Raw genomic sequence first — 24694 nt, 5'->3', positions numbered from 1 at the left:
GCACAAAGAATTTGCCTGGCGGCTTTAGCGCGGTGGTCCCACCTGACCCCATGCCGAACTCAGAAGTGAAACGCCGTAGCGCCGATGGTAGTGTGGGGTCTCCCCATGCGAGAGTAGGGAACTGCCAGGCATCAAACGAAGAAAGAACCCCGACCGAAAGGCCGGGGTTTTTTTTCGTCTGCTGTTTAGCTATAAAAGGTCAGATTTTGACCGTTTCAACACCAAATTTGTCTTTTCATCATCCATCTTTGCTGTATTTTTGTCGTTTATCTCTATTTTCCCGTCCTTGTTCGTGCATATTTCCAGCTCTATTCCTTAAATTCTGTTAATCAGAATCGATAGACATCCCTGTTCATGACCTGAAAATCCTCAACCCTCCAAAGGTGGATCGGGTACACTATCTGACAGTTAACTCTGTGAAGGCCGTATTATGTCCCGCCAGCAACATTCATTAAAATCCTGGAATACCTTCGGTCTTAACGCTTATGCCAGTCATATCAGCGTGGCCAATAGCGTTGAAGAACTTTGCCGGTGCTGGCAGCAGAGCACCCAACAAAATGAGCCTGTATTGCTGTTGGGTGAAGGCAGTAACGTGCTGTTTCTGGAAGATTTCTCCGGTCAGGTGATCATTAACCGTATCAAAGGCATCAACGTTGAAGAAACGAGTGATGCGTGGTGTCTTCACGTGGGTGCCGGAGAGAACTGGCATCAATTGGTGGAAACTACGCTGAAACAGAATCTGGCTGGTTTAGAAAACCTGGCGTTGATTCCCGGATGTGCGGGCTCCGCACCTATTCAAAATATTGGCGCTTATGGTGTCGAACTGGATCAGGTGTGTGAGTATGTGGACATCGTCAGCCTTGGTGATGGCATTTGCCAGCGGCTGAGCGCTTCTGAGTGTCAGTTTGGCTATCGCGACAGTGTATTCAAACATCGCTACGCTGAAGGGTATGCCATCGTTGCAGTAGGGTTACGCCTGGCGAAACACTGGAAACCGGTGCTTAGCTATGGCGACCTGCGCAATCTTGATCCTGTAACGGTGACCCCACAGCAGGTTTTTGATGCCGTTTGCCATATGCGTCGTAGTAAGCTGCCTGATCCTAAAGTGACAGGAAATGCAGGGAGCTTCTTCAAAAATCCGCTGGTAAGCGCAGATCTTGCTGCGGCACTGCAAATAAAGTACCCGGATATTCCACAGTATCCCCAGGAGGGCGGAACCGTGAAGCTAGCCGCTGGCTGGCTGATCGATCAATGTGCTCTGAAAGGATTCCGCCTTGGCGGCGCTGCGGTGCATCAACAACAGGCACTGGTATTGATTAATGCTGAAGATGCCAGCGGGCAGGATATTGTCGATTTGGCCCGTACCGTGCGCCAGCGCGTGGCAGAAAAATTTAATGTGTGGTTGGAGCCGGAAGTCCGCTTTATTGCCGCTCAGGGTGAAACAGACGCTGTGGAGGTTATCGCATGAAAGATAACACCGTGCCTTTAAAACTGGTGAGTATTCTGGCCGACGGTGAGTTTCATTCCGGTGAGCATCTCGGTGAGCATTTAGGTATGAGCCGTGCTGCTATTAATAAACATATTCAGACGCTGAAAGAATGGGGTATTGATGTCTTCACTGTTACCGGCAAGGGCTATAGCCTCTCATCTCCGATGCAGCTGCTGAATGAAGAGGTCATTAATGCCCAGCTTGAGCAGGGACGTCTGGCCGTTATCCCGGTGATAGATTCAACTAATCAGTATTTGCTTGACCGTATGGACTCTCTACAGTCCGGTGATGCGTGTGTTGCTGAGTATCAGCAGGCAGGACGTGGAAGGCGCGGACGCCAGTGGTTTTCTCCCTTTGGTGCGAACCTCTATTTGTCGATGTACTGGCGCCTTGAACAAGGTCCTGCTGCTGCGATGGGGTTGAGCCTTGTCATTGGCATCGTGCTGGCAGAGGCATTACAGGAACAGGGAGCACCAGGTATTCGCGTTAAATGGCCTAATGATATCTATCTTGATGATCGTAAACTGGCAGGCATCCTCGTTGAACTGACGGGTAAAACAGGAGATGCTGCACAGATCGTGATTGGAGCCGGTATTAATCTGGCCATGCGTGCGCCAGGTGCTGATGTGATTAATCAGGGCTGGATTAATCTCCAGGAAGCGGATGTTAATGTCGACCGTAATGCACTCTCAGCACTGATAGTAAATAAAATGCGAACGGCACTGGCGGAGTTTGAACAGGAGGGGTTGGCACCCTTCGTGCAGCGCTGGGCACTTTTAGACAACTTCATTGACCGTCCGGTGAAACTGCTGATTGGTGATCGGGAGATCTTCGGAACGGCCAGAGGGATTGACCAGCAAGGGGGGTTAATTCTGGAACAGGATGGCGTCAGAAAATCCTGGGTTGGCGGTGAGATTTCGTTGCGACCGCAGAATTAAACCAGAGGGGGGGCAGTTCACTGCGCCCCCTCTTCGTTACTTTCTTAATCTGACGAGATCGACAGCATGATCGCTGCTTTTCGTCATAATCAGACTTGCTCGTTCACGCGTTGGCATGATGTTTTCTTTTAAATTCAAATAATTAATCTCTTTCCACAGTTGGGTTGCAATCCCTACCGCCTCTTCTTCTGGCAGTTGCGCATAATGGTGGAAATAAGAGTCTGGATCGGTAAAAGCACCCTGACGGAATTTCAGAAAACGGTTGATATACCACTGTTCCAGAAGTGCTTCTGGCGCATCGACATAAATTGAAAAATCCACAAAATCTGAAACGAAGACGTGATGAGGGTCGTGTGGATAGTCCATGCCACTCTGCAACACGTTCAAACCTTCAAGTATCAAAATATCCGGTTGCTGCACAATTTTGTCGCCCTCAGGAATCACATCATAAATCAGATGTGAATAGACCGGAGCGGTAACCTGCGAGGCACCCGACTTAAGATCGGAGACAAAGTTGACCAAACGGTGCATATCGTAAGAGAGCGGGAAGCCCTTCTTCTTCATCAAACCACGTTCTTTTAGCACCGCATTCGGGTGCAGGAAGCCATCAGTCGTAATTAGTTCGACTCGGCGGTGCTCTGGCCAGCGACTGAGTAGCGCCTGCAATACACGTGCTGTAGTGCTCTTACCGACTGCAACGCTGCCCGCAATACTGATGATATAAGGGATTTTTTGGCCATTGGTCCCGAGAAACTGCTCAAGTACCGCCTGACGTCGTAAATTAGAGCTAATATAGAAATTCAACAGACGAGACAACGGCAAATAAATCTCTGCCACTTCTTCCATGGAGAGATCTTCGTTAATGCCTTTAAGACGTGCAATTTCATCTTCGGATAGCGTCATTGGCACCGAATTACGCAGCGCAGCCCACTGACCACGATTGAAATGCAGATAAGGTGTCGTTAACAAGGCGTCTTTTTTTCTCATATGCGTGCTTCTGCCAGCAATTTTTTACCCTTCAATACGTTAGCCCATTAATGACAACATGTTCCGGTTGTTTACAGGCTTACGTACTGAGGGAAATTTCATAAAACAATTGTCGGAGGTTACCACCAGACAGGCATGAAGAAGAAGGAAAAAAGATAACGCACAGATGCAAACGCAGCCGCACCCGCATTAATGATATTTTTCTCTGGCAATTGAAAGCCAACCTGATTAAGCGCAAAAGCGATACCCCATTTTGTGTGGAAGGCGAAGTTTTGCACATTTAAGCGTATTGGTTTGATATTTTAGCCTCATACACTGAGTTCCCCTGCTGCTAAGGGGGAGAGAGGGTTGGTGTTTCTTTAAACGAAGTTTGTATGTAAATTCGCTAATTTGAGAGGATTTGCACAAATAGTGAGCATAAGAACAATTATCGCAATTTTTTTGTTGCATCCTCCCTCAGGTCTTCCTAGAATGCGCACCACTTGATGCCGGCTTAGCTCAGTTGGTAGAGCAACTGACTTGTAATCAGTAGGTCACCAGTTCGATTCCGGTAGCCGGCACCATCAAGTAACGAAATACCCCAGGTGGGGTTCCCGAGCGGCCAAAGGGAGCAGACTGTAAATCTGCCGTCATCGACTTCGAAGGTTCGAATCCTTCCCCCACCACCATTTCGACTCAGTGTTCAGGAGTTGAAACCGGAAGAGAGATAAAAGACTCAACCGGAAAGATGGCAACCTCCATAGGTTGTTCATCACGATTTCAGACTGAGCTCAAGCACAGTCAAAGTCATCAGGCAAACGCGTGATGGCTGAGCAACAAGGAAATCTTTTCTGAGTTGTTCAAAAGCTACAGACAGAACAGGTAGCCGAGTTCCAGGATGCGGGCATCGTATAATGGCTATTACCTCAGCCTTCCAAGCTGATGATGCGGGTTCGATTCCCGCTGCCCGCTCCAAGCCGTGCTGATATGGCTCAGTTGGTAGAGCGCACCCTTGGTAAGGGTGAGGTCCCCAGTTCGACTCTGGGTATCAGCACCACTTTCAAATCTCCCTCCCTGCTTCTTCTCTGTGCATTAAAATTCAACGATTCAGGCAATGCCTGGTTGATGTGGTGATATCACCGATTAATCCGTGTCTTAGAGGGACAAGCGATGTCTAAAGAAAAATTTGAACGTTCCAAACCGCACGTCAACGTTGGTACTATCGGCCACGTTGACCACGGCAAAACTACCCTGACTGCTGCTATCACCACCGTTCTGGCTAAAACCTACGGCGGTTCTGCTCGTGCGTTCGACCAGATCGATAACGCACCAGAAGAAAAAGCACGTGGTATCACCATCAACACTTCTCACGTTGAATATGACACCCCAACTCGCCACTACGCGCACGTTGACTGCCCAGGCCACGCCGACTATGTGAAAAACATGATCACCGGTGCTGCTCAGATGGACGGCGCGATTCTGGTTGTTGCTGCAACTGACGGCCCAATGCCTCAGACCCGTGAGCACATCCTGCTGGGTCGCCAGGTTGGCGTTCCATTCATGATCGTATTCATGAACAAATGCGACATGGTTGACGACGAAGAGCTGCTGGAGCTGGTTGAAATGGAAGTGCGTGAGCTGCTGTCTGCTTACGATTTCCCTGGCGACGACATTCCGGTTGTTCGTGGTTCTGCACTGAAAGCACTGCAGGGTGACGCTGAGTGGGAAGCTAAGATCATCGAACTGGCTGGTCACCTGGATAACTACATCCCAGAACCAGAGCGTGCGATTGATAAGCCATTCCTGCTGCCAATCGAAGACGTATTCTCCATCTCCGGCCGTGGTACTGTTGTTACCGGTCGTGTAGAGCGCGGTATTGTTAAAGTGGGTGAAGAAGTTGAGATCGTTGGTATCAAAGATACCGTGAAATCAACTTGTACCGGCGTTGAAATGTTCCGTAAGCTGCTGGACGAAGGCCGTGCGGGTGAGAACTGTGGTATCCTGCTGCGTGGTATCAAGCGCGAAGATATCCAGCGTGGACAGGTTCTGGCTAAGCCAGGTTCAATCAAGCCACACACCAAGTTCGAATCTGAAGTGTACATCCTGTCCAAGGATGAAGGCGGCCGTCATACTCCGTTCTTCAAAGGCTACCGTCCACAGTTCTACTTCCGTACAACTGACGTGACCGGTACCATCGAACTGCCAGAAGGCGTTGAGATGGTTATGCCAGGCGACAACATTCAGATGGTTGTTACCCTGATCCACCCAATCGCAATGGACGACGGTCTGCGTTTCGCAATCCGTGAAGGTGGTCGTACTGTTGGCGCGGGTGTTGTTGCTAAAGTTATCGCTTAATCGCTGATAATATTTGACGCAACGCACAGGAAAAGGGCATCATTTGATGCCCTTTTTGCACGCTGTAACATAGAACCTGACTCATCAGTGATTTTTTCGACCATAATCATTGCTGAGGCAGGCTCTGTAGCACGGCGTTAAAGCCAATAGTTTTCAAGCTACGGCTTGGAATTAAAGGATATGCCGAGTTACGCCTAACAGCATCATTCGGTTCGGTTGCCTCGTCTGACGAGGCAAAAGTGTTTCTGATTTATTGTGGCAGGTTGGTTTATGAGTGCTAATACCGAAGCTCAAGGAAACGGGCGCGGCCTGGAAGTATTGAAGTGGTTAGGTGTCGTGGTGCTTTTGGTCGCCGCTGTCGCCGGTAACTCCTATTATCGCGATGTAACATTACCTCTGCGCGCCCTTGCTGTCGTGGTCCTGATGGTAGCAGCAGCTGGCATTGCTCTGTGGACCACCAAAGGTAAAGCAACGTTGGCTTTTGCCCGTGAAGCGCGCACTGAAGTTCGTAAGGTCATCTGGCCTACTCGTCAGGAAACGTTGCACACCACGTTAATCGTTGCCGCGGTAACTGCCGTGATGTCACTGATTTTGTGGGGACTGGATGGAATTCTGGTTCGTCTGGTATCGTTTATCACTGGCCTGAGGTTCTGAGATGTCTGAAGCTCCAAAAAAGCGCTGGTACGTCGTTCAGGCGTTTTCCGGTTTTGAAGGCCGTGTAGCACAATCGCTGCGCGAGCATATCAAGTTACACAACATGGAAGAGCTGTTTGGCGATGTCATGGTTCCAACCGAAGAAGTGGTTGAGATCCGTGGTGGCCAGCGTCGTAAAAGCGAGCGCAAGTTCTTCCCAGGTTACGTGCTGGTCCAAATGGTGATGAATGATGCCAGCTGGCACCTGGTGCGCAGCGTGCCGCGTGTTATGGGCTTCATTGGTGGTACCTCTGACCGCCCGGCGCCGATTAGCGACAAAGAAGTTGATGCTATCATGAACCGCTTGCAGCAAGCGGGTGATAAACCACGTCCGAAAACTATGTTTGAGCCAGGTGAAATGGTGCGCGTAAGCGATGGTCCATTTGCTGACTTTAATGGCGTGGTGGAAGAAGTCGACTATGAGAAAAGCCGCCTGAAAGTTTCTGTATCCATCTTTGGCCGTGCAACACCGGTTGAGCTGGACTTCGGTCAGGTTGAGAAGGGTTAATTACCTTTCTTAAAGACGCCCCTGCTTTTGTTGCGGGGCGCATGAAAAATACACAATCACTGTGATCTAGTGGTTGCGAGAGGCGTGAAATTGCACTACAATTTCGCGCCTTTTGTTTTTATGCGCTGTTCTCAGCGTGTGAATATTAATCACGGGGAGCTCCTTCAGGAGCGTTATCACCCAATAGAGGAATTATCATGGCTAAGAAAGTACAAGCCTACGTTAAGTTGCAGGTTGCAGCTGGTATGGCAAACCCAAGTCCACCGGTAGGTCCGGCACTGGGCCAGCAGGGCGTTAACATCATGGAGTTCTGTAAAGCGTTCAACGCCAAAACAGAATCCCTGGAGAAAGGTCTTCCAACGCCAGTTGTGATCACCGTTTACTCTGACCGTTCTTTCACCTTCGTTACCAAAACCCCTCCTGCAGCAGTACTGCTGAAGAAAGCGGCTGGTATTAAGTCTGGTTCTGGCAAGCCGAACAAAGACAAAGTAGGTAAAGTATCGCGTGCTCAGGTACGTGAAATCGCAGAAACCAAAGCTGCGGACATGACTGGTGCTGACCTGGAAGCGATGACTCGCTCCATCGAAGGTACTGCTCGTTCCATGGGCCTGGTAGTAGAGGACTAAGAAATGGCTAAGCTGACCAAGCGCATGCGCGTGATCCGTGACAAAGTTGATTCAACTAAACAGTATGACATCAACGAAGCTGTTGCTCTGCTGAAGGAACTGGCTACTGCTAAGTTCGTAGAAAGCGTTGACGTAGCTGTAAACCTGGGCATTGATGCTCGTAAATCTGACCAGAACGTTCGCGGTGCAACTGTACTGCCACACGGTACTGGCCGTTCTGTTCGCGTTGCCGTATTTGCCCAGGGCGCAAACGCTGAAGCTGCTAAAGCAGCCGGCGCTGAGCTGGTAGGTATGGAAGATCTGGCTGACCAGATCAAAAAAGGCGAAATGAACTTCGACGTTGTTATCGCATCTCCTGATGCAATGCGCGTTGTTGGCCAGTTGGGTCAGGTTCTGGGCCCACGCGGTCTGATGCCAAACCCGAAAGTTGGTACTGTAACTCCTAACGTTGCTGAAGCAGTGAAAAATGCTAAAGCAGGGCAGGTTCGTTACCGTAACGACAAGAACGGTATCATCCATACCACTATCGGTAAGGTTGATTTCGATTCTGAAAAACTGAAAGAAAACCTGGAACACCTGCTGGTTGCGCTGAAAAAAGCAAAACCATCTCAGGCGAAAGGCGTTTTCATCAAGAAAGTTAGCCTGTCCACCACTATGGGTGCAGGCGTTGCAGTTGATCAGGCTGGCCTGAACGCTGCTGCAAGCTAATCTTGTGCTTTACGCGGGCGAATTATTCATCTAGAATCTTACGCCCGTTGTTCTGTAAATATACAGAACCCGGAATTGAGCCATTAGTGGCGACATATTCCAAGAATTTTTAGGTTGGAGCCTGGCCTTATCCAGGCCTCCGTCCAAGACCGCAGGTGTTTCGTAAGAAACTTAATCTCCTGCGTAGACGGTGACAGAACCAAAAGAATATTTTTATAGTCTTTGCTGGATTCTGCTCACCGTGATTTAGCGCCTGTCTGTGGCAACACTGTTCAGGCGAAGTGAGTTCCGGGGAAATCCATCCCCGGCCAAAAATCCAGGAGCACAAGCTAATGGCCTTAAATCTTCAAGACAAACAAGCGATTGTTGCTGAAGTCAGCGAAGTAGCCAAAGGCGCGCTGTCTGCGGTAGTTGCGGATTCTCGTGGCGTTACCGTAGATAAAATGACCGAACTGCGTAAAGCAGGACGTGCAGCTGGCGTTTACATGCGTGTTGTTCGTAACACCTTGCTGCGCCGCGTCGTTGAAGGTACTCAGTTTGAGTGCCTGAAAGACACGTTTACCGGTCCTACCTTGATTGCATACTCTATGGAACACCCGGGCGCTGCTGCTCGTCTGTTCAAAGAGTTCGCGAAAGCGAATGCAAAATTCGAGGTTAAAGCTGCAGCCTTTGAAGGCGAGCTGATCAGTGCGGCTCAGATCGACCGCCTGGCAACTCTGCCTACCTACGATGAAGCAATCGCACGCCTGATGGCAACCATGAAAGAAGCCTCTGCTGGCAAACTGGTTCGCACTCTGGCTGCTGTACGCGATCAGAAAGAAGCTGCTGCTGCTTAATCAGCCAGCCTTTCTTTTCCGTTCACTTGCTTACGTATAAATTACTTTCTGAATTTAGGAACACGAAATGTCAATCACTAAAGACCAAATCATTGAAGGCGTTGCAGCTCTGTCTGTAATGGAAATCGTTGAACTGATCTCCGCTATGGAAGAGAAATTCGGCGTGTCAGCTGCTGCTGCTGTTGCAGGTCCTGCTGCTGCTGCTGAAGCTGTAGAAGAAAAAACCGAGTTCGACGTTGTACTGAAAGCTATCGGCGCTAACAAAGTTGCCGTGATCAAAGCAGTACGTGGCGCAACTGGTCTGGGCCTGAAAGAAGCTAAAGATCTGGTTGAGTCTGCACCTGCTGCCCTGAAAGAAGGCATCAGCAAAGACGACGCAGAAGCACTGAAGAAAGCACTGGAAGAAGCTGGCGCAGAAGTTGAAGTTAAATAAGCCAACCTTTCAGGTTGCAGCCTAGTCTTTTAGGCTGATGGCTGGTGACTTTTTGGTCACCAGCCTTTTTGCGCTCTACAGCGTCAATGATATTTCACACTGTTTAGTCATTGATTAGCTTAATATCTTTCTCTATCGACGACTTAATATACTGCATTCCTGACTGGGTTCCCTGCTCAGACACTTGCAGCGAAATGATTTAAGCGTGATAGAAAGAGGTATTACGGAAAGCACTCTGCTTTTCGAACAACACAAAACAGCGTTGCATGAACTGTCCTCCTGGATGGACAGCGAGGTTCTACATTTCAGCGAGCTGAGGAACCCTATGGTTTACTCCTATACCGAGAAAAAACGTATTCGTAAGGATTTTGGAAAGCGTCCACAAGTTCTGGACATTCCATATCTCCTTTCTATCCAGCTTGACTCGTTTCAGAAGTTCATCGAGCAAGATCCGGAAGGTCAATATGGTCTGGAAGCAGCATTCCGTTCCGTATTCCCAATCCAAAGCTATAGCGGTAATTCTGAGCTGCAGTACGTCAGCTACCGTTTAGGCGAACCTGTATTTGATGTTAAAGAGTGTCAGATTCGTGGTGTCACGTACTCTGCACCTCTGCGCGTAAAACTGCGCCTGGTGATCTACGAGCGCGAAGCGCCGGAAGGCACCGTTAAAGACATCAAAGAACAAGAAGTTTACATGGGTGAAATTCCACTCATGACCGATAACGGTACCTTTGTGATCAACGGTACTGAGCGTGTTATCGTTTCTCAGCTCCACCGTAGTCCTGGTGTCTTCTTCGACAGCGATAAGGGTAAAACCCACTCATCGGGTAAAGTGCTGTATAACGCACGTATTATCCCTTACCGCGGTTCATGGTTGGACTTCGAGTTCGACCCGAAAGACAACCTGTTCGTCCGTATTGACCGTCGCCGTAAACTGCCTGCGACCATCATTCTGCGTGCGCTGAATTATACTACTCAGCAGATCCTGGATCTGTTCTTCGAAAAAGTAGTGTACGAAATTCGCGACAACAAGCTGCAGATGGAGCTGGTCCCAGAGCGCCTGCGTGGTGAAACTGCGTCATTCGATATTGAATCGAACGGCACCGTTTACGTCGAAAAAGGTCGCCGTATTACTGCGCGCCATATTCGCCAGCTTGAGAAAGATGCCATTGCACACATCGAAGTTCCGGTTGAGTACATTGCCGGTAAAGTCGTCGCTAAAGACTACATCGATGAGAGCACTGGTGAACTGCTGATCGCGGCGAACATGGAGTTGTCACTGGATCTGCTGGCGAAACTGAGCCAGTCCGGTCACAAGCGCATCGAAACACTGTTCACCAACGACCTGGATCACGGTGCGTACATGTCTGAGACTGTACGTGTCGACCCAACCAGCGATCGCCTTAGCGCTCTGGTTGAGATCTACCGCATGATGCGTCCTGGTGAGCCACCAACGCGTGAAGCGGCTGAAAACCTGTTCGAGAACCTGTTCTTCTCTGAAGACCGCTACGATTTGTCTGCGGTTGGCCGTATGAAGTTCAACCGTTCTCTGCTGCGTGACGAGATCGAAGGTTCCGGTATCCTGAGCAAAGACGACATCATTCAGGTGATGAAGAAGCTCATCGGTATCCGTAACGGTATTGGCGAAGTGGATGATATCGACCACCTCGGCAACCGTCGTATCCGTTCCGTCGGCGAAATGGCTGAAAACCAGTTCCGTGTTGGCCTCGTGCGCGTAGAGCGTGCGGTGAAAGAGCGTCTGTCCCTGGGCGATCTGGATACCCTGATGCCACAGGACATGATCAACGCCAAGCCAATTTCAGCGGCAGTGAAAGAGTTCTTCGGTTCCAGCCAGCTGTCACAGTTTATGGACCAGAACAACCCGTTGTCAGAGATCACGCATAAGCGTCGTATTTCTGCACTGGGCCCGGGCGGTCTGACGCGTGAGCGTGCAGGCTTCGAAGTTCGAGACGTACACCCGACTCACTACGGTCGCGTATGTCCAATCGAAACGCCGGAAGGTCCAAACATCGGTCTGATCAACTCCTTGTCTGTTTATGCACAGACCAATGAGTATGGTTTCCTGGAAACCCCATACCGTCGCGTTCGCGAAGGCGTGGTGACCGACGAAATTCATTACCTCTCTGCTATTGAAGAGGGTAACTACGTTATCGCTCAGGCGAACACCAACCTCGACGACGAAGGTCACTTCGTAGACGATCTGGTGACCTGCCGTAGCAAAGGCGAATCGAGCCTCTTCAACCGTGACCAGGTTGACTACATGGACGTTTCCACCCAGCAGGTGGTTTCCGTCGGTGCGTCACTGATCCCGTTCCTGGAGCACGATGACGCCAACCGCGCATTGATGGGTGCAAACATGCAACGTCAGGCGGTTCCAACTCTGCGTGCTGATAAGCCGCTGGTTGGTACTGGTATGGAACGCGCGGTAGCGGTCGACTCCGGTGTTACTGCCGTAGCGAAACGTGGTGGTACGGTTCAGTACGTGGATGCATCACGTATCGTTATTAAAGTTAACGAAGACGAAATGCATTCTGGCGAAGCCGGTATCGACATTTACAACCTGACCAAATACACCCGTTCTAACCAGAACACCTGCATCAACCAGATGCCTTGCGTGAACCTGGGTGAACCAATTGAACGTGGTGATGTGCTGGCTGATGGTCCTTCAACCGACCTCGGTGAATTGGCACTGGGTCAGAACATGCGCGTCGCGTTCATGCCGTGGAACGGCTATAACTTCGAAGACTCCATCTTAGTCTCCGAGCGTGTGGTACAGGAAGATCGCTTCACCACTATCCACATCCAGGAACTGGCATGTGTGTCTCGCGACACCAAGCTGGGGCCAGAAGAGATCACTGCCGACATCCCTAACGTGGGTGAAGCTGCGCTCTCTAAACTGGATGAGTCCGGTATCGTGTACATCGGTGCGGAAGTGACTGGCGGTGACATTCTGGTTGGTAAGGTAACGCCGAAAGGTGAAACCCAGCTGACGCCAGAAGAGAAACTGCTGCGTGCAATCTTCGGTGAGAAAGCGTCTGACGTTAAAGATTCTTCTCTGCGTGTACCAAACGGCGTGTCTGGCACCATCATCGACGTTCAGGTCTTCACCCGCGATGGCGTGGAAAAAGACAAACGTGCGCTGGAAATCGAAGAGATGCAGCTGAAGCAGGCGAAGAAAGACCTGTCTGAAGAACTGCAAATCCTCGAAGCTGGCCTGTTCAGCCGTATTAACTACCTGCTGGTTGCTGGCGGTGTTGAAGCGGAAAAACTGGACAAGCTGCCACGCGAGCGCTGGCTGGAACTGGGCCTGACCGACGAAGAAAAGCAAAACCAGCTGGAACAGTTGGCCGAGCAGTACGACGAGCTGAAGCACGAGTTTGAGAAAAAACTTGAAGCTAAGCGCCGCAAAATCACTCAGGGCGATGACCTGGCACCTGGCGTGCTGAAAATCGTTAAAGTGTATCTGGCCGTTAAACGTCAGATCCAGCCTGGTGACAAAATGGCAGGTCGTCACGGGAACAAAGGTGTTATCTCCAAGATCAACCCGATCGAAGATATGCCATACGATGAGTTCGGTACGCCGGTCGACATCGTTCTGAACCCGCTGGGCGTTCCATCACGTATGAACATTGGTCAGATTCTTGAAACCCACCTGGGTATGGCTGCGAAGGGCATTGGCGAGAAAATTAACGCTATGCTTAAGAAGCAGGAAGAAGTGTCCAAGCTGCGTGAGTTTATTCAGCGTGCTTACGATCTGGGCAGCGATTTGCGCCAGAAAGTTGACCTGAACACGTTCACCGACGACGAAGTGCTGCGTCTGGCAGAGAACCTGAAAAAAGGTATGCCAATCGCAACACCGGTGTTTGACGGCGCGAAAGAAAGCGAAATCAAAGAGCTGTTACAGCTCGGCGGCCTGCCTTCTTCTGGTCAGATTACGCTGTTTGATGGTCGTACCGGTGAGCAGTTCGAACGTCAGGTTACCGTTGGCTACATGTACATGCTGAAGCTGAACCACCTGGTTGATGACAAAATGCATGCGCGTTCTACCGGTTCTTACAGCCTCGTTACTCAGCAGCCGCTGGGTGGTAAGGCGCAGTTCGGTGGTCAGCGCTTCGGTGAGATGGAAGTATGGGCACTGGAAGCATACGGTGCCGCTTATACCCTGCAGGAAATGCTGACCGTGAAGTCTGATGACGTGAACGGCCGTACCAAGATGTATAAAAACATCGTTGACGGCAATCATCAGATGGAACCGGGCATGCCGGAATCCTTCAACGTACTGTTGAAAGAGATCCGCTCGCTGGGTATTAACATCGAGCTGGAAGACGAGTAATAACTCGCATCTGCTGTACTGGTTACAGGGCGCCCGGGTCACTCCGGGCGTCTCTGAGAAGTCTCACTCCGACGGGAGCTAATCCGTGAAAGACTTACTTAAGTTTCTGAAAGCGCAAACTAAGACCGAAGAGTTTGATGCGATCAAGATCGCTCTGGCATCGCCAGATATGATCCGTTCATGGTCTTTTGGCGAAGTTAAAAAGCCGGAAACCATCAACTACCGTACGTTCAAACCTGAACGTGACGGGCTTTTCTGTGCGCGTATTTTCGGGCCAGTAAAAGACTACGAGTGCCTGTGCGGTAAGTACAAGCGCTTGAAACATCGCGGTGTGATCTGTGAGAAGTGTGGCGTTGAAGTTACACAGACCAAAGTTCGCCGTGAGCGCATGGGCCACATTGAGCTGGCTTCGCCTACTGCGCACATCTGGTTCCTGAAATCGCTGCCTTCGCGCATCGGTTTACTGCTGGATATGCCACTGCGTGATATCGAACGTGTTCTTTACTTCGAATCTTACGTAGTGATTGAAGGCGGCATGACCAACCTCGAAAAGCGCCAGATCCTGACTGAAGAGCAGTATCTCGACGCGCTGGAAGAGTTTGGTGACGAATTCGACGCTAAAATGGGTGCGGAAGCGATCCAGGCTCTGTTGAAAAACATGGACCTGGAACAAGAGTGTGAAACTCTGCGTGAAGAGTTGAACGAAACGAACTCCGAAACCAAGCGTAAAAAACTGACCAAGCGCATCAAGCTGCTGGAAGCGTTCGTACAGTCTGGTAACAAACCAGAATGGATGATCCTGACCGTGCTGCCTGTTCTGCCACCGGACCTGCGTCCTCTGGTACCGCTGGACGGCGGTCGTTTCGCTACGTCGGATCTGAACGATCTGTATCGTCGCGTGATTAACCGTAACAACCGTCTGAAACGCCTGCTGGATCTGGCTGCGCCAGATATCATCGTACGTAACGAAAAACGTATGTTGCAGGAAGCGGTCGATGCGTTGCTGGATAACGGCCGTCGCGGTCGTGCGATCACCGGTTCTAACAAACGTCCTCTGAAATCTTTGGCCGATATGATCAAAGGTAAGCAGGGTCGTTTCCGTCAGAACTTGCTGGGTAAACGTGTCGACTACTCTGGTCGTTCGGTTATCACTGTAGGTCCATACCTGCGTCTGCATCAGTGTGGTCTGCCGAAGAAAATGGCACTGGAGCTGTTCAAACCGTTTATCTACGGCAAGCTGGAACTGCGTGGTCTTGCTACCACCATCAAAGCCGCTAAGAAAATGGTTGAGCGCGAAGAATCCGTCGTCTGGGATATCCTGGATGAAGTGATCCGCGAACACCCGGTCCTGCTGAACCGTGCACCAACTCTGCACCGTCTGGGCATCCAGGCGTTTGAGCCAGTACTGATCGAAGGTAAAGCGATTCAGCTTCACCCGCTGGTCTGTGCGGCATACAACGCCGACTTCGATGGTGACCAGATGGCAGTACACGTACCGCTGACGCTGGAAGCTCAGCTGGAAGCGCGTGCGCTGATGATGTCTACCAACAACATCCTGTCACCTGCGAACGGCGAGCCAATCATCGTTCCTTCTCAGGACGTTGTACTGGGTCTGTACTACATGACCCGCGATTGTGTTAACGCCAAAGGCGAAGGCATGGTGCTGACTGGCCCGAAAGAAGCTGAGCGTGTTTACCGCTCTGGCCATGCGTCTCTGCACGCTCGCGTTAAGGTGCGTATCACCGAACACGAGAAAAACGAGCAGGATGAGTGGGTTGCTAAAACCAGCATCATCGACACCACCATTGGTCGTGCGATCCTGTGGATGATCGTACCAAAAGGTCTGCCTTACTCTATCGTCAACCAGGCGTTGGGTAAAAAAGCGATCTCCAAGATGCTGAACACCTGTTACCGCATCCTGGGTCTGAAACCAACGGTTATCTTTGCTGACCAGACCATGTACACCGGCTTTGCCTATGCAGCACGCTCAGGCGCGTCTGTGGGCATCGACGACATGGTTATCCCGGCTAAGAAAGTGGAAATCATCACCGAAGCGGAAGCGGAAGTGGCTGAGATTCAGCAGCAGTTCCAGTCTGGTCTGGTTACCGCTGGCGAACGCTATAACAAAGTGATCGATATTTGGGCTGCGGCCAACGAACGCGTTGCTAAAGCGATGATGGAAAACCTCTCTACCGAACTCGTGATCAACCGCGATGGCGTGGAAGAGCGTCAGGTTTCCTTCAACAGCATCTTTATGATGGCCGACTCCGGTGCTCGTGGTTCTGCAGCGCAGATTCGTCAGCTGGCCGGTATGCGTGGTCTGATGGCTAAGCCAGATGGCTCCATCATCGAAACGCCGATCACCGCGAACTTCCGTGAAGGTCTGAACGTACTCCAGTACTTCATCTCCACGCACGGTGCGCGTAAAGGTCTTGCGGATACCGCACTGAAAACAGCTAACTCCGGTTATCTGACTCGTCGTCTGGTTGACGTCGCGCAGGATCTGGTTGTGACTGAAGATGACTGTGGTACACGCGAAGGTATCATGATGACTCCGGTCATCGAAGGTGGTGATGTTAAAGAGCCGCTGCGTGAGCGTGTACTGGGTCGTGTGACCGCAGAAGACGTGATCAAGCCAGGTACTGCTGACATCCTGCTGCCGCGTAACACTCTGCTGCACGAACAGCAGTGTGACCTGTTGGAAGAACACTCTGTTGACAGCCTGAAAGTGCGTTCCGTAGTAAGCTGCGAAACTGACTTCGGTGTGTGTGCTCACTGCTATGGTCGCGACCTGGCACGTGGTCACATCATCAACAAAGGTGAGGCCATCGGCGTTATCGCAGCACAGTCCATCGGTGAGCCGGGTACACAGCTGACGATGCGTACGTTCCACATCGGTGGTGCGGCATCTCGTGCGGCTGCTGAATCCAGCATTCAGGTGAAGAACAAAGGTACGCTGAAACTGATCAACGCCAAGTCGGTAACGAACTCCGCTGGCAAGCTGGTGATCACCTCGCGTAACGTTGAACTGAAAATGATCGACGAATTTGGTCGTACCAAAGAGAGCTATAAAGTTCCTTACGGTTCAACCATGGCGAAAGGTGACGGCGAGCAGGTTGCAGCGGGCGAGACCGTAGCAAACTGGGATCCACACACCATGCCGGTCATCACCGAAGTGAGCGGTTTCATTCGCTTCACTGACATGATTGACGGTCAGACCATTACCCGCCAGACGGACGACCTGACCGGTCTTTCTTCTCTGGTGATTCTGGACAGTGCTGAACGTACTGCCGGTGGTAAAGATCTGCGTCCAGCGCTGAAAATCGTTGATGCTAACGGCAATGACGTCATGATCCCTGGCTCTGATATGCCTGCCCAGTACTTCTTACCGGGTAAAGCAATCGTCCAGTTGGAAGATGGCATCAAGATCAGTTCTGGTGACACCCTGGCGCGTGTACCTCAGGAATCTGGCGGTACCAAGGATATCACCGGTGGTCTGCCACGCGTTGCTGACCTGTTCGAAGCCCGTCGTCCGAAAGAGCCGGCAATCCTGGCTGAGATCAGCGGCATCATTTCCTTCGGTAAAGAAACCAAAGGGAAGCGTCGTCTGGTGATCACGCCGATCGACGGTAGCGATCATTACGAAGAGATGATTCCGAAATGGCGTCAGCTGAACGTGTTCGAAGGTGAACGCGTAGAGCGCGGTGACGTGGTTTCCGATGGCCCAGAATCTCCACATGACATTCTGCGTCTGCGTGGCGTGCATGCGGTGACCCGTTATATCACTAACGAAGTGCAGGAAGTTTACCGTCTGCAAGGCGTTAAGATTAACGATAAGCACATCGAAGTCATCGTTCGTCAGATGCTGCGTAAAGCAACCATCTCAAGCGCGGGAAGCACTGACTTCCTCGACGGCGAGCAGGTTGAGTTCTCACGCGTTAAGATCGCTAACCGCGAACTGGAAGCTAACGGCAAGATCTCTGCAACATTTGCACGCGATCTGCTGGGTATCACCAAAGCTTCCCTGGCAACCGAGTCGTTTATCTCTGCGGCTTCGTTCCAGGAAACCACGCGCGTACTGACCGAAGCAGCCGTTGCGGGCAAACGCGACGAACTGCGCGGCCTGAAAGAGAACGTTATCGTTGGCCGTCTGATTCCAGCCGGTACCGGTTACGCGTATCATCAGGATCGTATGCGTCGTAAAGCCGCGGGCGAAGCGCCAATCGTGCCAGTAGTGACTGCCGATGAAGCCTCTGCCAGCCTGGCTGAACTGCTTAACGCAGGAAACCTGGGCGGTAATGACGATTAATCGTCAACGGCCTGTGGCATAATAAAAAACCTCGCTTCGGCGGGGTTTTTTTTCGACTAAACAAAATCACATGGATAAAAAATGCAAAATAATAAGGTTGTGATGGCGCTGGCACTGCTGGGATTAAGCGCAGGCGCTCAGGCAGAAGAGTGGGCTAATGCCCCGGTGCAAAAGACGTTTAAAAACTGGCAGGTGACTTGCAACAATCTCAATGACTGTGAGGTGCGCAATACCGATGAGGTATTGCGGATTATCATCAAGCGTAAGGCTGGTGCAGAGTCTCAGCCTTCCCTCAATTTTCAGCAATGGGGCGATCAGAAACCGACAGGGATCTGGCTGGATGGCAAACCCTGGCATTCCAACATTGAGATTTCACCGTCAAAAATCAGTGATGACTATAGCGCGGGCGGCAGTGAAAAACTGGCTGATGTACAGCAGTGGGTTCAGGCCACTAAAAATGCTCTGACCATTGCGCTCACACCCGGTACACCCGATTCTGAAGCTGCCTCCCTCGGCGGGCTCAATGCGGCACTGCTGCTGGTGGATGAACGACAGGGGCGATTAGGGAATCAGACCGCGCTGCTGAAAGTGGGGAATAATGAACCTTCGATGGTGCCGGCACGGCCTGTCCCGGCGGTGCTGAACTTCCCAGTGCCCAGAGTCATTCCTTTGACCAACGCCGCTGCGTTAATCGACGGTGCGATTGAGGCTAACAGCAAACTGCTGGCGAAAGAGAGCTGTGAGCCGGACAAAGAAGCACGTGAGCGCAGTGAAGCGCAGCCACTGAATGACAAGCAGGCTCTGGTGCTGGTCAATTGTGGTCTGGGAGCTTATCAGTCTTCCAGTATGCTGTTTATCAGTGAGCGCAATAATCCCCAGGACTCAAAGCAGCTGACTCTGCCATTACCCGGAAATGATGAAGACGGCAAACCCAGGGTGATGAGCTGGTTTACTGAAGCAAGCTACGATCCGCAAACGGGTGAGCTGTATTATTCCGGGCGCGGGCGCGGTATTGCTGACTGTGGAGATAATGGCGGTTGGAAATATGATGGTAAGACATTCCATCTGACACACTATAACAATCAGCAGAGCTGCAATGGCGGCGAGCCAGGAGACTGGCCATCCGTTTGGGCGACGGCAGGAACTGAATAATCCCTCTTTAAGAGGAAGCATTCTGACTTCCTCTTTTCCCCTAAGCTTCTGGGAAATTTCACATATTTGGCGCTAAAGTCGTCGCTAAAGGCGACGACTGCTATCTTCATGCCGACATTAATACTAAGGAGTCCGACATGAAGATTGTTAAAGCCCTGGTACTGACCAGCCTGGTCAGTGCTTCTCTGCCTGTACTGGCTGCCGGTGATGAAGGGATGAAGAATCCGCTGAGCGTGCACGTGCTTAACCTGCAGACTGGTGTACCGACCTCCGGTGTGACGGTTGAACTCGAACAGCAGCAAAAGCAGGGGTGGGTGAAACTGGCTTCTGGCGTCACGGATAAAAACGGACGTATCCCGGCACTCTATCCGGCTGGGAAAACGATGGCTGCGGGTGACTACAAAGTGGTCTTCAAAACCGGTGATTACTACAAACAGCAAAAGCAGCCGACTTTCTTCCCGGAGATCCCGGTGATCTTTCATGTGGAGAACAGTGACAGCCACTACCACATTCCTCTGCTGCTGAGTCAGTACGGTTACTCTACCTATCGCGGTAACTGATAACCACATCGCCATAAAAAAGGGGCAACGCAGCAGGACGGCCGCGTTGCCCTCGGGTACATCCTTCGACCCAGGCCACATCACTATAAGTTGCGGACATCCTCACAGGTCAGTCCGATATCCTTAAGTTGCGCATCACTCAGACGCGACAGAATCTTGCGGGTGCAGGAACGTATGCGTCTTGCCTGCCAGCGATGATAAGGCATAAGAAAGATTGCGTTAATCAGCGTCCAGCTAAATGGCTTCGCTGCTCTGTTCTCATCAAATTCCATCACTGCCTCCTCATCACCTTGGGTATGACGACTATTTTGTCGATAAATACCTTTATGATACAGATGCAAAAAACACCTTTTATTGACATACAGATTGCGAGATAGTGTGACTGAATGGTGATTATTACCGCTATCTGTACTGGTTTTTCCAAAATAGAGTGGGAGTGGAGGATACGATGACACGTTATCAGCGGCTGGCAGAACTGCTGGCTCAACGTATTGAGCAAGGGTTGTATCAGGCCGGCGAGCGATTGCCATCCGTACGTTCACTCAGTGGCGAACATGGCGTCAGCATCAGCACGGTTCAGCAGGCTTACTATCTGCTTGAAGAGAAACAGCTGATTACGCCACAGTCCAGATCCGGCTACTTTGTCACCCCACGCAAGGCGGCACCGCCGCTGCCGCCGATCACTCGCCCGGTTCAGCGCCCGGTGGAGATCACCCAGTGGGATGCGGTGATGGATCTGCTCAATGCCCGGCTGGATGACGATATGCTTCAGCTCGGAAGCGGTATGCCGAATATTGATTCTCCTACGCTCAAGCCGCTGTGGAAAATTATCAGTCGCCTTGGGCAGCAGCAGGACCCAAGGCTGTTGAGTTACGATAATCTGTATGGTGTGCCGGAACTGCGTGAACAGGTCGCGCGCCTGATGATCGACAGCGGCTGCCAGGTCACCGCCGACGACATTGTGATTACCACGGGTTGCCATGAAGCGCTGTCGGTATCGATCAGAGCGGTATGCCAGCCGGGGGATATTATTGCCGTGGAGTCACCAGCCTTTCACGGCACCATGCAAACCCTGCGCGGTTTTGGGATCCGCGCTATCGAAATTCCTACGGATTCCGTTACCGGCATCAGTCTGGAAGCACTAGAGCTGGCGTTTGAGCAATGGCCGATTAATGCCGTGGTGGTGGTGCCAAACTGCAATAACCCGCTGGGGTTTGTGATGCCAACGCAGCGTAAGCAGGCATTGCTGACGCTGGCGCAGCGCTTTGATGCCGCGATCATTGAAGATGATGTTTATGGTGAACTCGCTTTTGACTATCCTCGTCCGGTCACCATCAAGTCGCTGGATATGGATGGTCGTGTTCTGCTGTGCAGCTCATTTTCTAAAACGCTGGCACCCGGCCTGCGGGTGGGGTGGGTGGTGCCGGGGCGTTATTTTGATCGTGTTTTGCATATGAAATATATCAGCACGGGTTCAACGGCCACTCAGACACAGATGGCGGTCGCCGCTTTTATTCGCCAGGGGTATTACCAGCCTCATCTGCGGCGTATGCGCAGTTACTATCAGCGCAGCCTGGAGACGTTCACCCGGCGGGTGCGGCATCACTTTCCCTGTGGGATCTGTGTGACTCGTCCTCAGGGAGGATTTCTTATTTGGGTCGAACTGCCAGAACCTTTTGATGCGCTGCGCCTGAACCAGGATCTACGTGCTTCCCATATTCAGATTGCTGTCGGGTCGCTGTTCTCAGCATCAGGTAAATACCGCAACTGCCTGCGCCTCAGCTATGCGCAGTCGTTTACCGATAAAACCGAACGTGCTCTGGAGGTGTTGGGGGCGGCGGTAGAGCGGGCAGTGCTGGCCTGTGCTCCGGTATCCTCGCAGGTACAAGAAGAGGGTGAAGGCAGGGTCAGTGAGAAGGAAAACTACTGACCCTGGCGGATGGCAGGATTGCCCCCCGCACGGCCACTATAGCGGCTGCATTTCCCGATAAAAGCGTGAATAAACAAGGCTGCGTAATGTCTTCAGCCCTGTTTTTCCGTGTTGCAGCAGATTGCATTTTATTGCGAAACGCGCCCTGAGCCTCGAACGTGCCGAGCACCTGCCCGAACGTTTTTTACCGATATTTATAATGATGTCAGGAATGTGGGGTGTTCTGTGGCTCGACCAGGTTCAGTAGCTGATGCGTCGCCGCACGCCAGTCGCTGGCTTGTGTAATCGCGCTCACCACAGCAACACTGCCCACCCCGGTGGCCAGCACTTGGGGAACGCGTTCCAGACTGATCCCACCGATAGCCACGGTAGAGATCCCCTTCAGTCGCTTTATGTGGCGCGTTAACTCTTCCAGTCCCTGCGGGTCAGAGGGCATGGCTTTTGTCTGGGTTGGAAATACGTGGCCCAGGGCAATATAGGAAGGCTTTTCGGCCAGCGCGCGATCCAGTTCGGCATCGTCATGGGTTGAAAGACCGAGGCGCAGTCCGGCAACATGAATGGCATCCAGATCGGCAACATCCAGATCTTCCTGACCCAGATGGATGCCGTAAGCCTGATGTTTTACCGCTAAACGCCAGTAGTCATTGATAAACAGGCGAGCCTGATAGCGTTTACCCAGGGCAATCGCATCAACAATCTGCTGCTCCACTTCATGCTCTGCACAGTCTTTAATGCGCAGCTGCAGTGTACGTACTCCCGCACCAAGCAGGCGTTCAATCCACTCCACCGTATCGACCACCGGATAAAGACCCAATCTGGCATTGGTTGGGGGAAAAGCTCCACGACTCATATTTGTTCCTCTGATTTCAGGGGGTCGGCGCGATGATACAGTTCACTGCCACGGTGACGAAACTCGTCAGACATCTGTGCCATACCTATTTCGATCGGCCGTGCTTCGGCCTCCTGACGTGCGGCGTATTCACGCACTTCCTGGGTGATCTTCATTGAACAGAATTTGGGTCCACACATTGAGCAGAAGTGTGCCACTTTGCCGGATTCCTGCGGCAGGGTTTCATCGTGATATGCACGGGCAGTGTGCGGATCGAGGGCGAGATTAAACTGATCTTCCCAGCGGAATTCGAAACGCGCTTTCGACATGGCGTTATCACGAATCTGTGCTCCGGGATGGCCTTTCGCCAGGTCGGCGGCATGGGCTGCGATTTTATAGGTAATCAATCCCTGTTTGACATCCTCTTTGTTCGGCAGGCCGAGGTGTTCTTTGGGTGTCACGTAACATAACATCGCGCAGCCAAACCAGCCGATCATGGCGGCGCCAATACCGGAAGTGAAGTGGTCATAACCCGGAGCAATATCTGTCGTCAGGGGCCCCAGCGTATAAAACGGGGCTTCGTGACAGTGCTCAAGCTGTTCCGTCATATTGACGCGAATCATCTGCATGGGCACATGCCCAGGGCCTTCAATCATCACCTGGACGTCATATTCCCAGGCAATTTTGGTCAGTTCGCCCAACGTGCGTAATTCTGCGAACTGTGCTTCATCGTTGGCATCCTGAATGGAACCCGGGCGCAGGCCATCGCCCAGCGACAGCGAAACATCGTAGGCGGCGCAGATTTCACAGATGTCGCGGAAATGCTGATAGAGGAAACTCTCTTTATGGTGAGACAGGCACCATTTCGCCATAATTGAGCCGCCGCGCGAAACGATACCGGTCAGGCGTTTGGCGGTCATCGGTACATAGCGCAGCAGCACACCCGCATGAATAGTAAAGTAATCAACGCCCTGTTCAGCTTGTTCCAGCAGTGTGTCGCGGAAAATTTCCCAGTTGAGGTCCTCTGCCACACCGTTCACTTTTTCCAGCGCCTGATAGATGGGCACCGTGCCAATCGGCACCGGGCTGTTACGCAGGATCCACTCGCGGGTTTCGTGAATATAACGCCCGGTGGAAAGGTCCATCACCGTATCTGCCCCCCAGCGGGCTGACCACACCAGTTTTTCCACCTCTTCTTCGATGGAAGAGCTGACCGCGGAATTGCCGATATTGGCGTTAATTTTCACCAGAAAGTTGCGACCGATAATCATCGGCTCCGATTCCGGGTGATTAATATTGGCCGGGATAATCGCGCGTCCTGCAGCAACCTCCTGGCGAACGAACTCAGCAGTGATATTTTCAGGCAACTGTGCACCAAAGCTGTGACCAGGATGCTGTTGCAGCAGCACCTCGCCGCGAATGCGTTCTCGCCCCATATTTTCACGGAGAGCGATAAATTCCATTTCCGGGGTGATCATGCCCAGCCGGGCATAGTGCATCTGAGTGACACAGCGGCCTTCCAGCGCCCGGCGCGGACGTGGCAAATTATCAAAACGCAGATGATCCAGCCCTTCATCTTCGAGGCGTTGCTGGGTGTAGGTAGAGCTAAGTTCAGCGATCTGTTCGGTATCACCCCGTTTGATGATCCAGGTGCTGCGCAGCGGATTTAGCCCTTTGTGAACATCAATCGCCGCCGCCGGATCGCCGTAGGGACCCGCTGTATCGTAGACCGGTATCGGTTCATTCGCTTCCAGCAGCGGTTCGTCTTTGCTACCGCCCACGGTGGTCGGGCTCAGTTGAATTTCGCGCATCGGCACACGGATATCCGGCTGCGAGCCGGTCAGGTAAATGCGTTTTGAATTGGGGAAGGCAGTGCCCTGCAGGGAGTCGATAAACTGCTGTGCTTCTGCACGCTGTTCCCGGCGGCTGGTTTTTTTCTCAATGAAAGGTTTTTCAACGGTAGACATAGCAAGTTCCTGATAATAATTCGGAAGTTTGCTTGCCTGGA

General features: G+C 51.7%; 18 protein-coding genes, 4 tRNA genes and 1 rRNA gene. 19 read left to right on the top strand and 4 right to left on the bottom strand.

Translation table 11 applies throughout. The annotated features are described in order from the left end of the window. Positions 1 to 14: 14 nt before the first annotated feature. From rrf to birA, 3 genes are all read left to right on the top strand, one after another. Positions 15 to 130, top strand: a 5S ribosomal RNA gene (rrf, locus tag LJN55_RS21805). 300 nt (positions 131 to 430) lie between these two features. After that, positions 431 to 1468: a UDP-N-acetylmuramate dehydrogenase gene (gene murB, locus LJN55_RS21800; RefSeq protein ID WP_227535277.1), complete on the top strand. Its 1038-nt coding sequence runs from the start codon at positions 431 to 433 to the stop codon at positions 1466 to 1468. Continuing rightward, the gene (birA, locus tag LJN55_RS21795) at positions 1465 to 2427 is read left to right on the top strand and encodes a bifunctional biotin--[acetyl-CoA-carboxylase] ligase/biotin operon repressor BirA (RefSeq protein WP_133847033.1); all 963 of its coding nucleotides are present in this window, start codon (positions 1465 to 1467) and stop codon (positions 2425 to 2427) included. The genes murB and birA overlap by 4 nt, the downstream gene beginning before the upstream one ends. Before the next feature lie 36 nt (positions 2428 to 2463). Here the strand turns inward: birA and coaA are convergent, their stop codons facing one another. Continuing rightward, positions 2464 to 3414 (bottom strand): type I pantothenate kinase, encoded by a 951-nt coding sequence (gene coaA / locus LJN55_RS21790; protein ID WP_133847034.1) that lies wholly within the window; start codon positions 3412 to 3414, stop codon positions 2464 to 2466. A gap of 487 nt (positions 3415 to 3901) precedes the next feature. Between coaA and LJN55_RS21785 the strand changes: the two genes are divergently transcribed. From LJN55_RS21785 to uraH, 15 genes are all read left to right on the top strand, one after another. Further along, a tRNA-Thr gene (locus tag LJN55_RS21785) sits at positions 3902 to 3977 on the top strand. Between the two features lie 20 nt (positions 3978 to 3997). Beyond that, positions 3998 to 4082: transfer RNA gene (locus tag LJN55_RS21780), tRNA-Tyr, on the top strand. Positions 4083 to 4293: 211 nt separating this feature from the next. Continuing rightward, positions 4294 to 4368: transfer RNA gene (locus tag LJN55_RS21775), tRNA-Gly, on the top strand. Positions 4369 to 4374: 6 nt separating this feature from the next. Beyond that, positions 4375 to 4450: transfer RNA gene (locus tag LJN55_RS21770), tRNA-Thr, on the top strand. Positions 4451 to 4563: 113 nt separating this feature from the next. Next, positions 4564 to 5748 (top strand): elongation factor Tu, encoded by a 1185-nt coding sequence (gene tuf, locus LJN55_RS21765; RefSeq protein ID WP_118664988.1) that lies wholly within the window; start codon positions 4564 to 4566, stop codon positions 5746 to 5748. Between the two features lie 270 nt (positions 5749 to 6018). After that, entirely contained in the window at positions 6019 to 6402 is a 384-nt protein-coding gene (secE, locus tag LJN55_RS21760; protein WP_133847003.1) for a preprotein translocase subunit SecE, read from the top strand. 1 nt (position 6403) lies between these two features. Further along, a complete protein-coding gene (gene nusG / locus LJN55_RS21755) occupies positions 6404 to 6949 on the top strand; it encodes a transcription termination/antitermination protein NusG (protein WP_062749168.1) in 546 nt (181 codons plus the stop codon). A 197-nt stretch (positions 6950 to 7146) separates the two neighbouring features. Next, a complete protein-coding gene (gene rplK, locus LJN55_RS21750; RefSeq protein WP_062749165.1) occupies positions 7147 to 7575 on the top strand; it encodes a 50S ribosomal protein L11 in 429 nt (142 codons plus the stop codon). A gap of 3 nt (positions 7576 to 7578) precedes the next feature. Beyond that, positions 7579 to 8283, top strand: coding sequence for a 50S ribosomal protein L1 (rplA, locus tag LJN55_RS21745; protein ID WP_227535276.1), 705 nt, complete (start codon positions 7579 to 7581; stop codon positions 8281 to 8283). Between the two features lie 332 nt (positions 8284 to 8615). Then, positions 8616 to 9119, top strand: a complete 504-nt coding sequence (gene rplJ / locus LJN55_RS21740; RefSeq protein WP_133847001.1) for a 50S ribosomal protein L10 — start codon at positions 8616 to 8618, stop codon at positions 9117 to 9119. A gap of 67 nt (positions 9120 to 9186) precedes the next feature. After that, on the top strand, positions 9187 to 9552 hold the full coding sequence (gene rplL, locus LJN55_RS21735; protein ID WP_048914311.1) for a 50S ribosomal protein L7/L12: 366 nt from the start codon (positions 9187 to 9189) through the stop codon (positions 9550 to 9552). A gap of 325 nt (positions 9553 to 9877) precedes the next feature. Continuing rightward, positions 9878 to 13906 (top strand): DNA-directed RNA polymerase subunit beta, encoded by a 4029-nt coding sequence (gene rpoB, locus LJN55_RS21730; protein ID WP_133847000.1) that lies wholly within the window; start codon positions 9878 to 9880, stop codon positions 13904 to 13906. Between the two features lie 85 nt (positions 13907 to 13991). Further along, on the top strand, positions 13992 to 18215 hold the full coding sequence (gene rpoC, locus LJN55_RS21725; protein WP_133846999.1) for a DNA-directed RNA polymerase subunit beta': 4224 nt from the start codon (positions 13992 to 13994) through the stop codon (positions 18213 to 18215). 81 nt (positions 18216 to 18296) lie between these two features. Then, entirely contained in the window at positions 18297 to 19367 is a 1071-nt protein-coding gene (locus LJN55_RS21720) for a DUF1176 domain-containing protein (RefSeq protein WP_133846998.1), read from the top strand. A 137-nt stretch (positions 19368 to 19504) separates the two neighbouring features. Beyond that, entirely contained in the window at positions 19505 to 19927 is a 423-nt protein-coding gene (uraH, locus tag LJN55_RS21715; protein WP_133846997.1) for a hydroxyisourate hydrolase, read from the top strand. An 83-nt stretch (positions 19928 to 20010) separates the two neighbouring features. On the opposite strand, the gene LJN55_RS21710 is transcribed toward uraH, so the two are convergent. Further along, positions 20011 to 20199 carry a DUF1127 domain-containing protein gene (locus tag LJN55_RS21710; RefSeq protein ID WP_167864937.1) on the bottom strand — a complete coding sequence of 63 codons (189 nt, stop codon included), beginning with the start codon at positions 20197 to 20199 and terminating at the stop codon, positions 20011 to 20013. Positions 20200 to 20375: 176 nt separating this feature from the next. On the opposite strand from LJN55_RS21710, the gene LJN55_RS21705 reads away from it, so the two are divergent. Further along, positions 20376 to 21857, top strand: a complete 1482-nt coding sequence (locus tag LJN55_RS21705) for an aminotransferase-like domain-containing protein (RefSeq protein ID WP_227535274.1) — start codon at positions 20376 to 20378, stop codon at positions 21855 to 21857. 205 nt (positions 21858 to 22062) lie between these two features. Here LJN55_RS21705 and thiE read toward each other — a convergent pair whose 3' ends face one another. Together thiE and thiC are read right to left on the bottom strand one after the other, a co-directional pair. Beyond that, positions 22063 to 22707 carry a thiamine phosphate synthase gene (thiE, locus tag LJN55_RS21700; RefSeq protein ID WP_227535273.1) on the bottom strand — a complete coding sequence of 215 codons (645 nt, stop codon included), beginning with the start codon at positions 22705 to 22707 and terminating at the stop codon, positions 22063 to 22065. Continuing rightward, entirely contained in the window at positions 22704 to 24653 is a 1950-nt protein-coding gene (thiC, locus tag LJN55_RS21695; protein ID WP_227535272.1) for a phosphomethylpyrimidine synthase ThiC, read from the bottom strand. The genes thiE and thiC overlap by 4 nt, the downstream gene beginning before the upstream one ends. Between the last annotated feature and the right edge of the window lie 41 nt (positions 24654 to 24694).

Origin of the sequence: Erwinia rhapontici (genome assembly GCF_020683125.1) — a bacterium.
In the GTDB taxonomy this organism is placed as follows: domain Bacteria; phylum Pseudomonadota; class Gammaproteobacteria; order Enterobacterales; family Enterobacteriaceae; genus Erwinia; species Erwinia rhapontici.
This window is presented reverse-complemented; position numbering and strand designations above follow the sequence as displayed.

What these genes read in the sequence shown, in the direction of transcription:
- secE (WP_133847003.1), top strand. Translation starts at nt 6,019, where the DNA reads ATGAGTGCTAATACCGAAGCTCAAGGAAACGGGCGCGGCCTGGAAGTA.
- rplA (WP_227535276.1), top strand. Translation starts at nt 7,579, where the DNA reads ATGGCTAAGCTGACCAAGCGCATGCGCGTGATCCGTGACAAAGTTGAT.
- rplJ (WP_133847001.1), top strand. Translation starts at nt 8,616, where the DNA reads ATGGCCTTAAATCTTCAAGACAAACAAGCGATTGTTGCTGAAGTCAGC.
- tuf (WP_118664988.1), top strand. Translation starts at nt 4,564, where the DNA reads ATGTCTAAAGAAAAATTTGAACGTTCCAAACCGCACGTCAACGTTGGT.
- LJN55_RS21720 (WP_133846998.1), top strand. Translation starts at nt 18,297, where the DNA reads ATGCAAAATAATAAGGTTGTGATGGCGCTGGCACTGCTGGGATTAAGC.
- murB (WP_227535277.1), top strand. Translation starts at nt 431, where the DNA reads ATGTCCCGCCAGCAACATTCATTAAAATCCTGGAATACCTTCGGTCTT.
- thiC (WP_227535272.1), bottom strand. Translation starts at nt 24,653, where the DNA reads ATGTCTACCGTTGAAAAACCTTTCATTGAGAAAAAAACCAGCCGCCGG.
- uraH (WP_133846997.1), top strand. Translation starts at nt 19,505, where the DNA reads ATGAAGATTGTTAAAGCCCTGGTACTGACCAGCCTGGTCAGTGCTTCT.
- thiE (WP_227535273.1), bottom strand. Translation starts at nt 22,707, where the DNA reads ATGAGTCGTGGAGCTTTTCCCCCAACCAATGCCAGATTGGGTCTTTAT.
- LJN55_RS21705 (WP_227535274.1), top strand. Translation starts at nt 20,376, where the DNA reads ATGACACGTTATCAGCGGCTGGCAGAACTGCTGGCTCAACGTATTGAG.
- rpoB (WP_133847000.1), top strand. Translation starts at nt 9,878, where the DNA reads ATGGTTTACTCCTATACCGAGAAAAAACGTATTCGTAAGGATTTTGGA.
- birA (WP_133847033.1), top strand. Translation starts at nt 1,465, where the DNA reads ATGAAAGATAACACCGTGCCTTTAAAACTGGTGAGTATTCTGGCCGAC.
- LJN55_RS21710 (WP_167864937.1), bottom strand. Translation starts at nt 20,199, where the DNA reads ATGGAATTTGATGAGAACAGAGCAGCGAAGCCATTTAGCTGGACGCTG.
- nusG (WP_062749168.1), top strand. Translation starts at nt 6,404, where the DNA reads ATGTCTGAAGCTCCAAAAAAGCGCTGGTACGTCGTTCAGGCGTTTTCC.
- rplL (WP_048914311.1), top strand. Translation starts at nt 9,187, where the DNA reads ATGTCAATCACTAAAGACCAAATCATTGAAGGCGTTGCAGCTCTGTCT.
- coaA (WP_133847034.1), bottom strand. Translation starts at nt 3,414, where the DNA reads ATGAGAAAAAAAGACGCCTTGTTAACGACACCTTATCTGCATTTCAAT.
- rplK (WP_062749165.1), top strand. Translation starts at nt 7,147, where the DNA reads ATGGCTAAGAAAGTACAAGCCTACGTTAAGTTGCAGGTTGCAGCTGGT.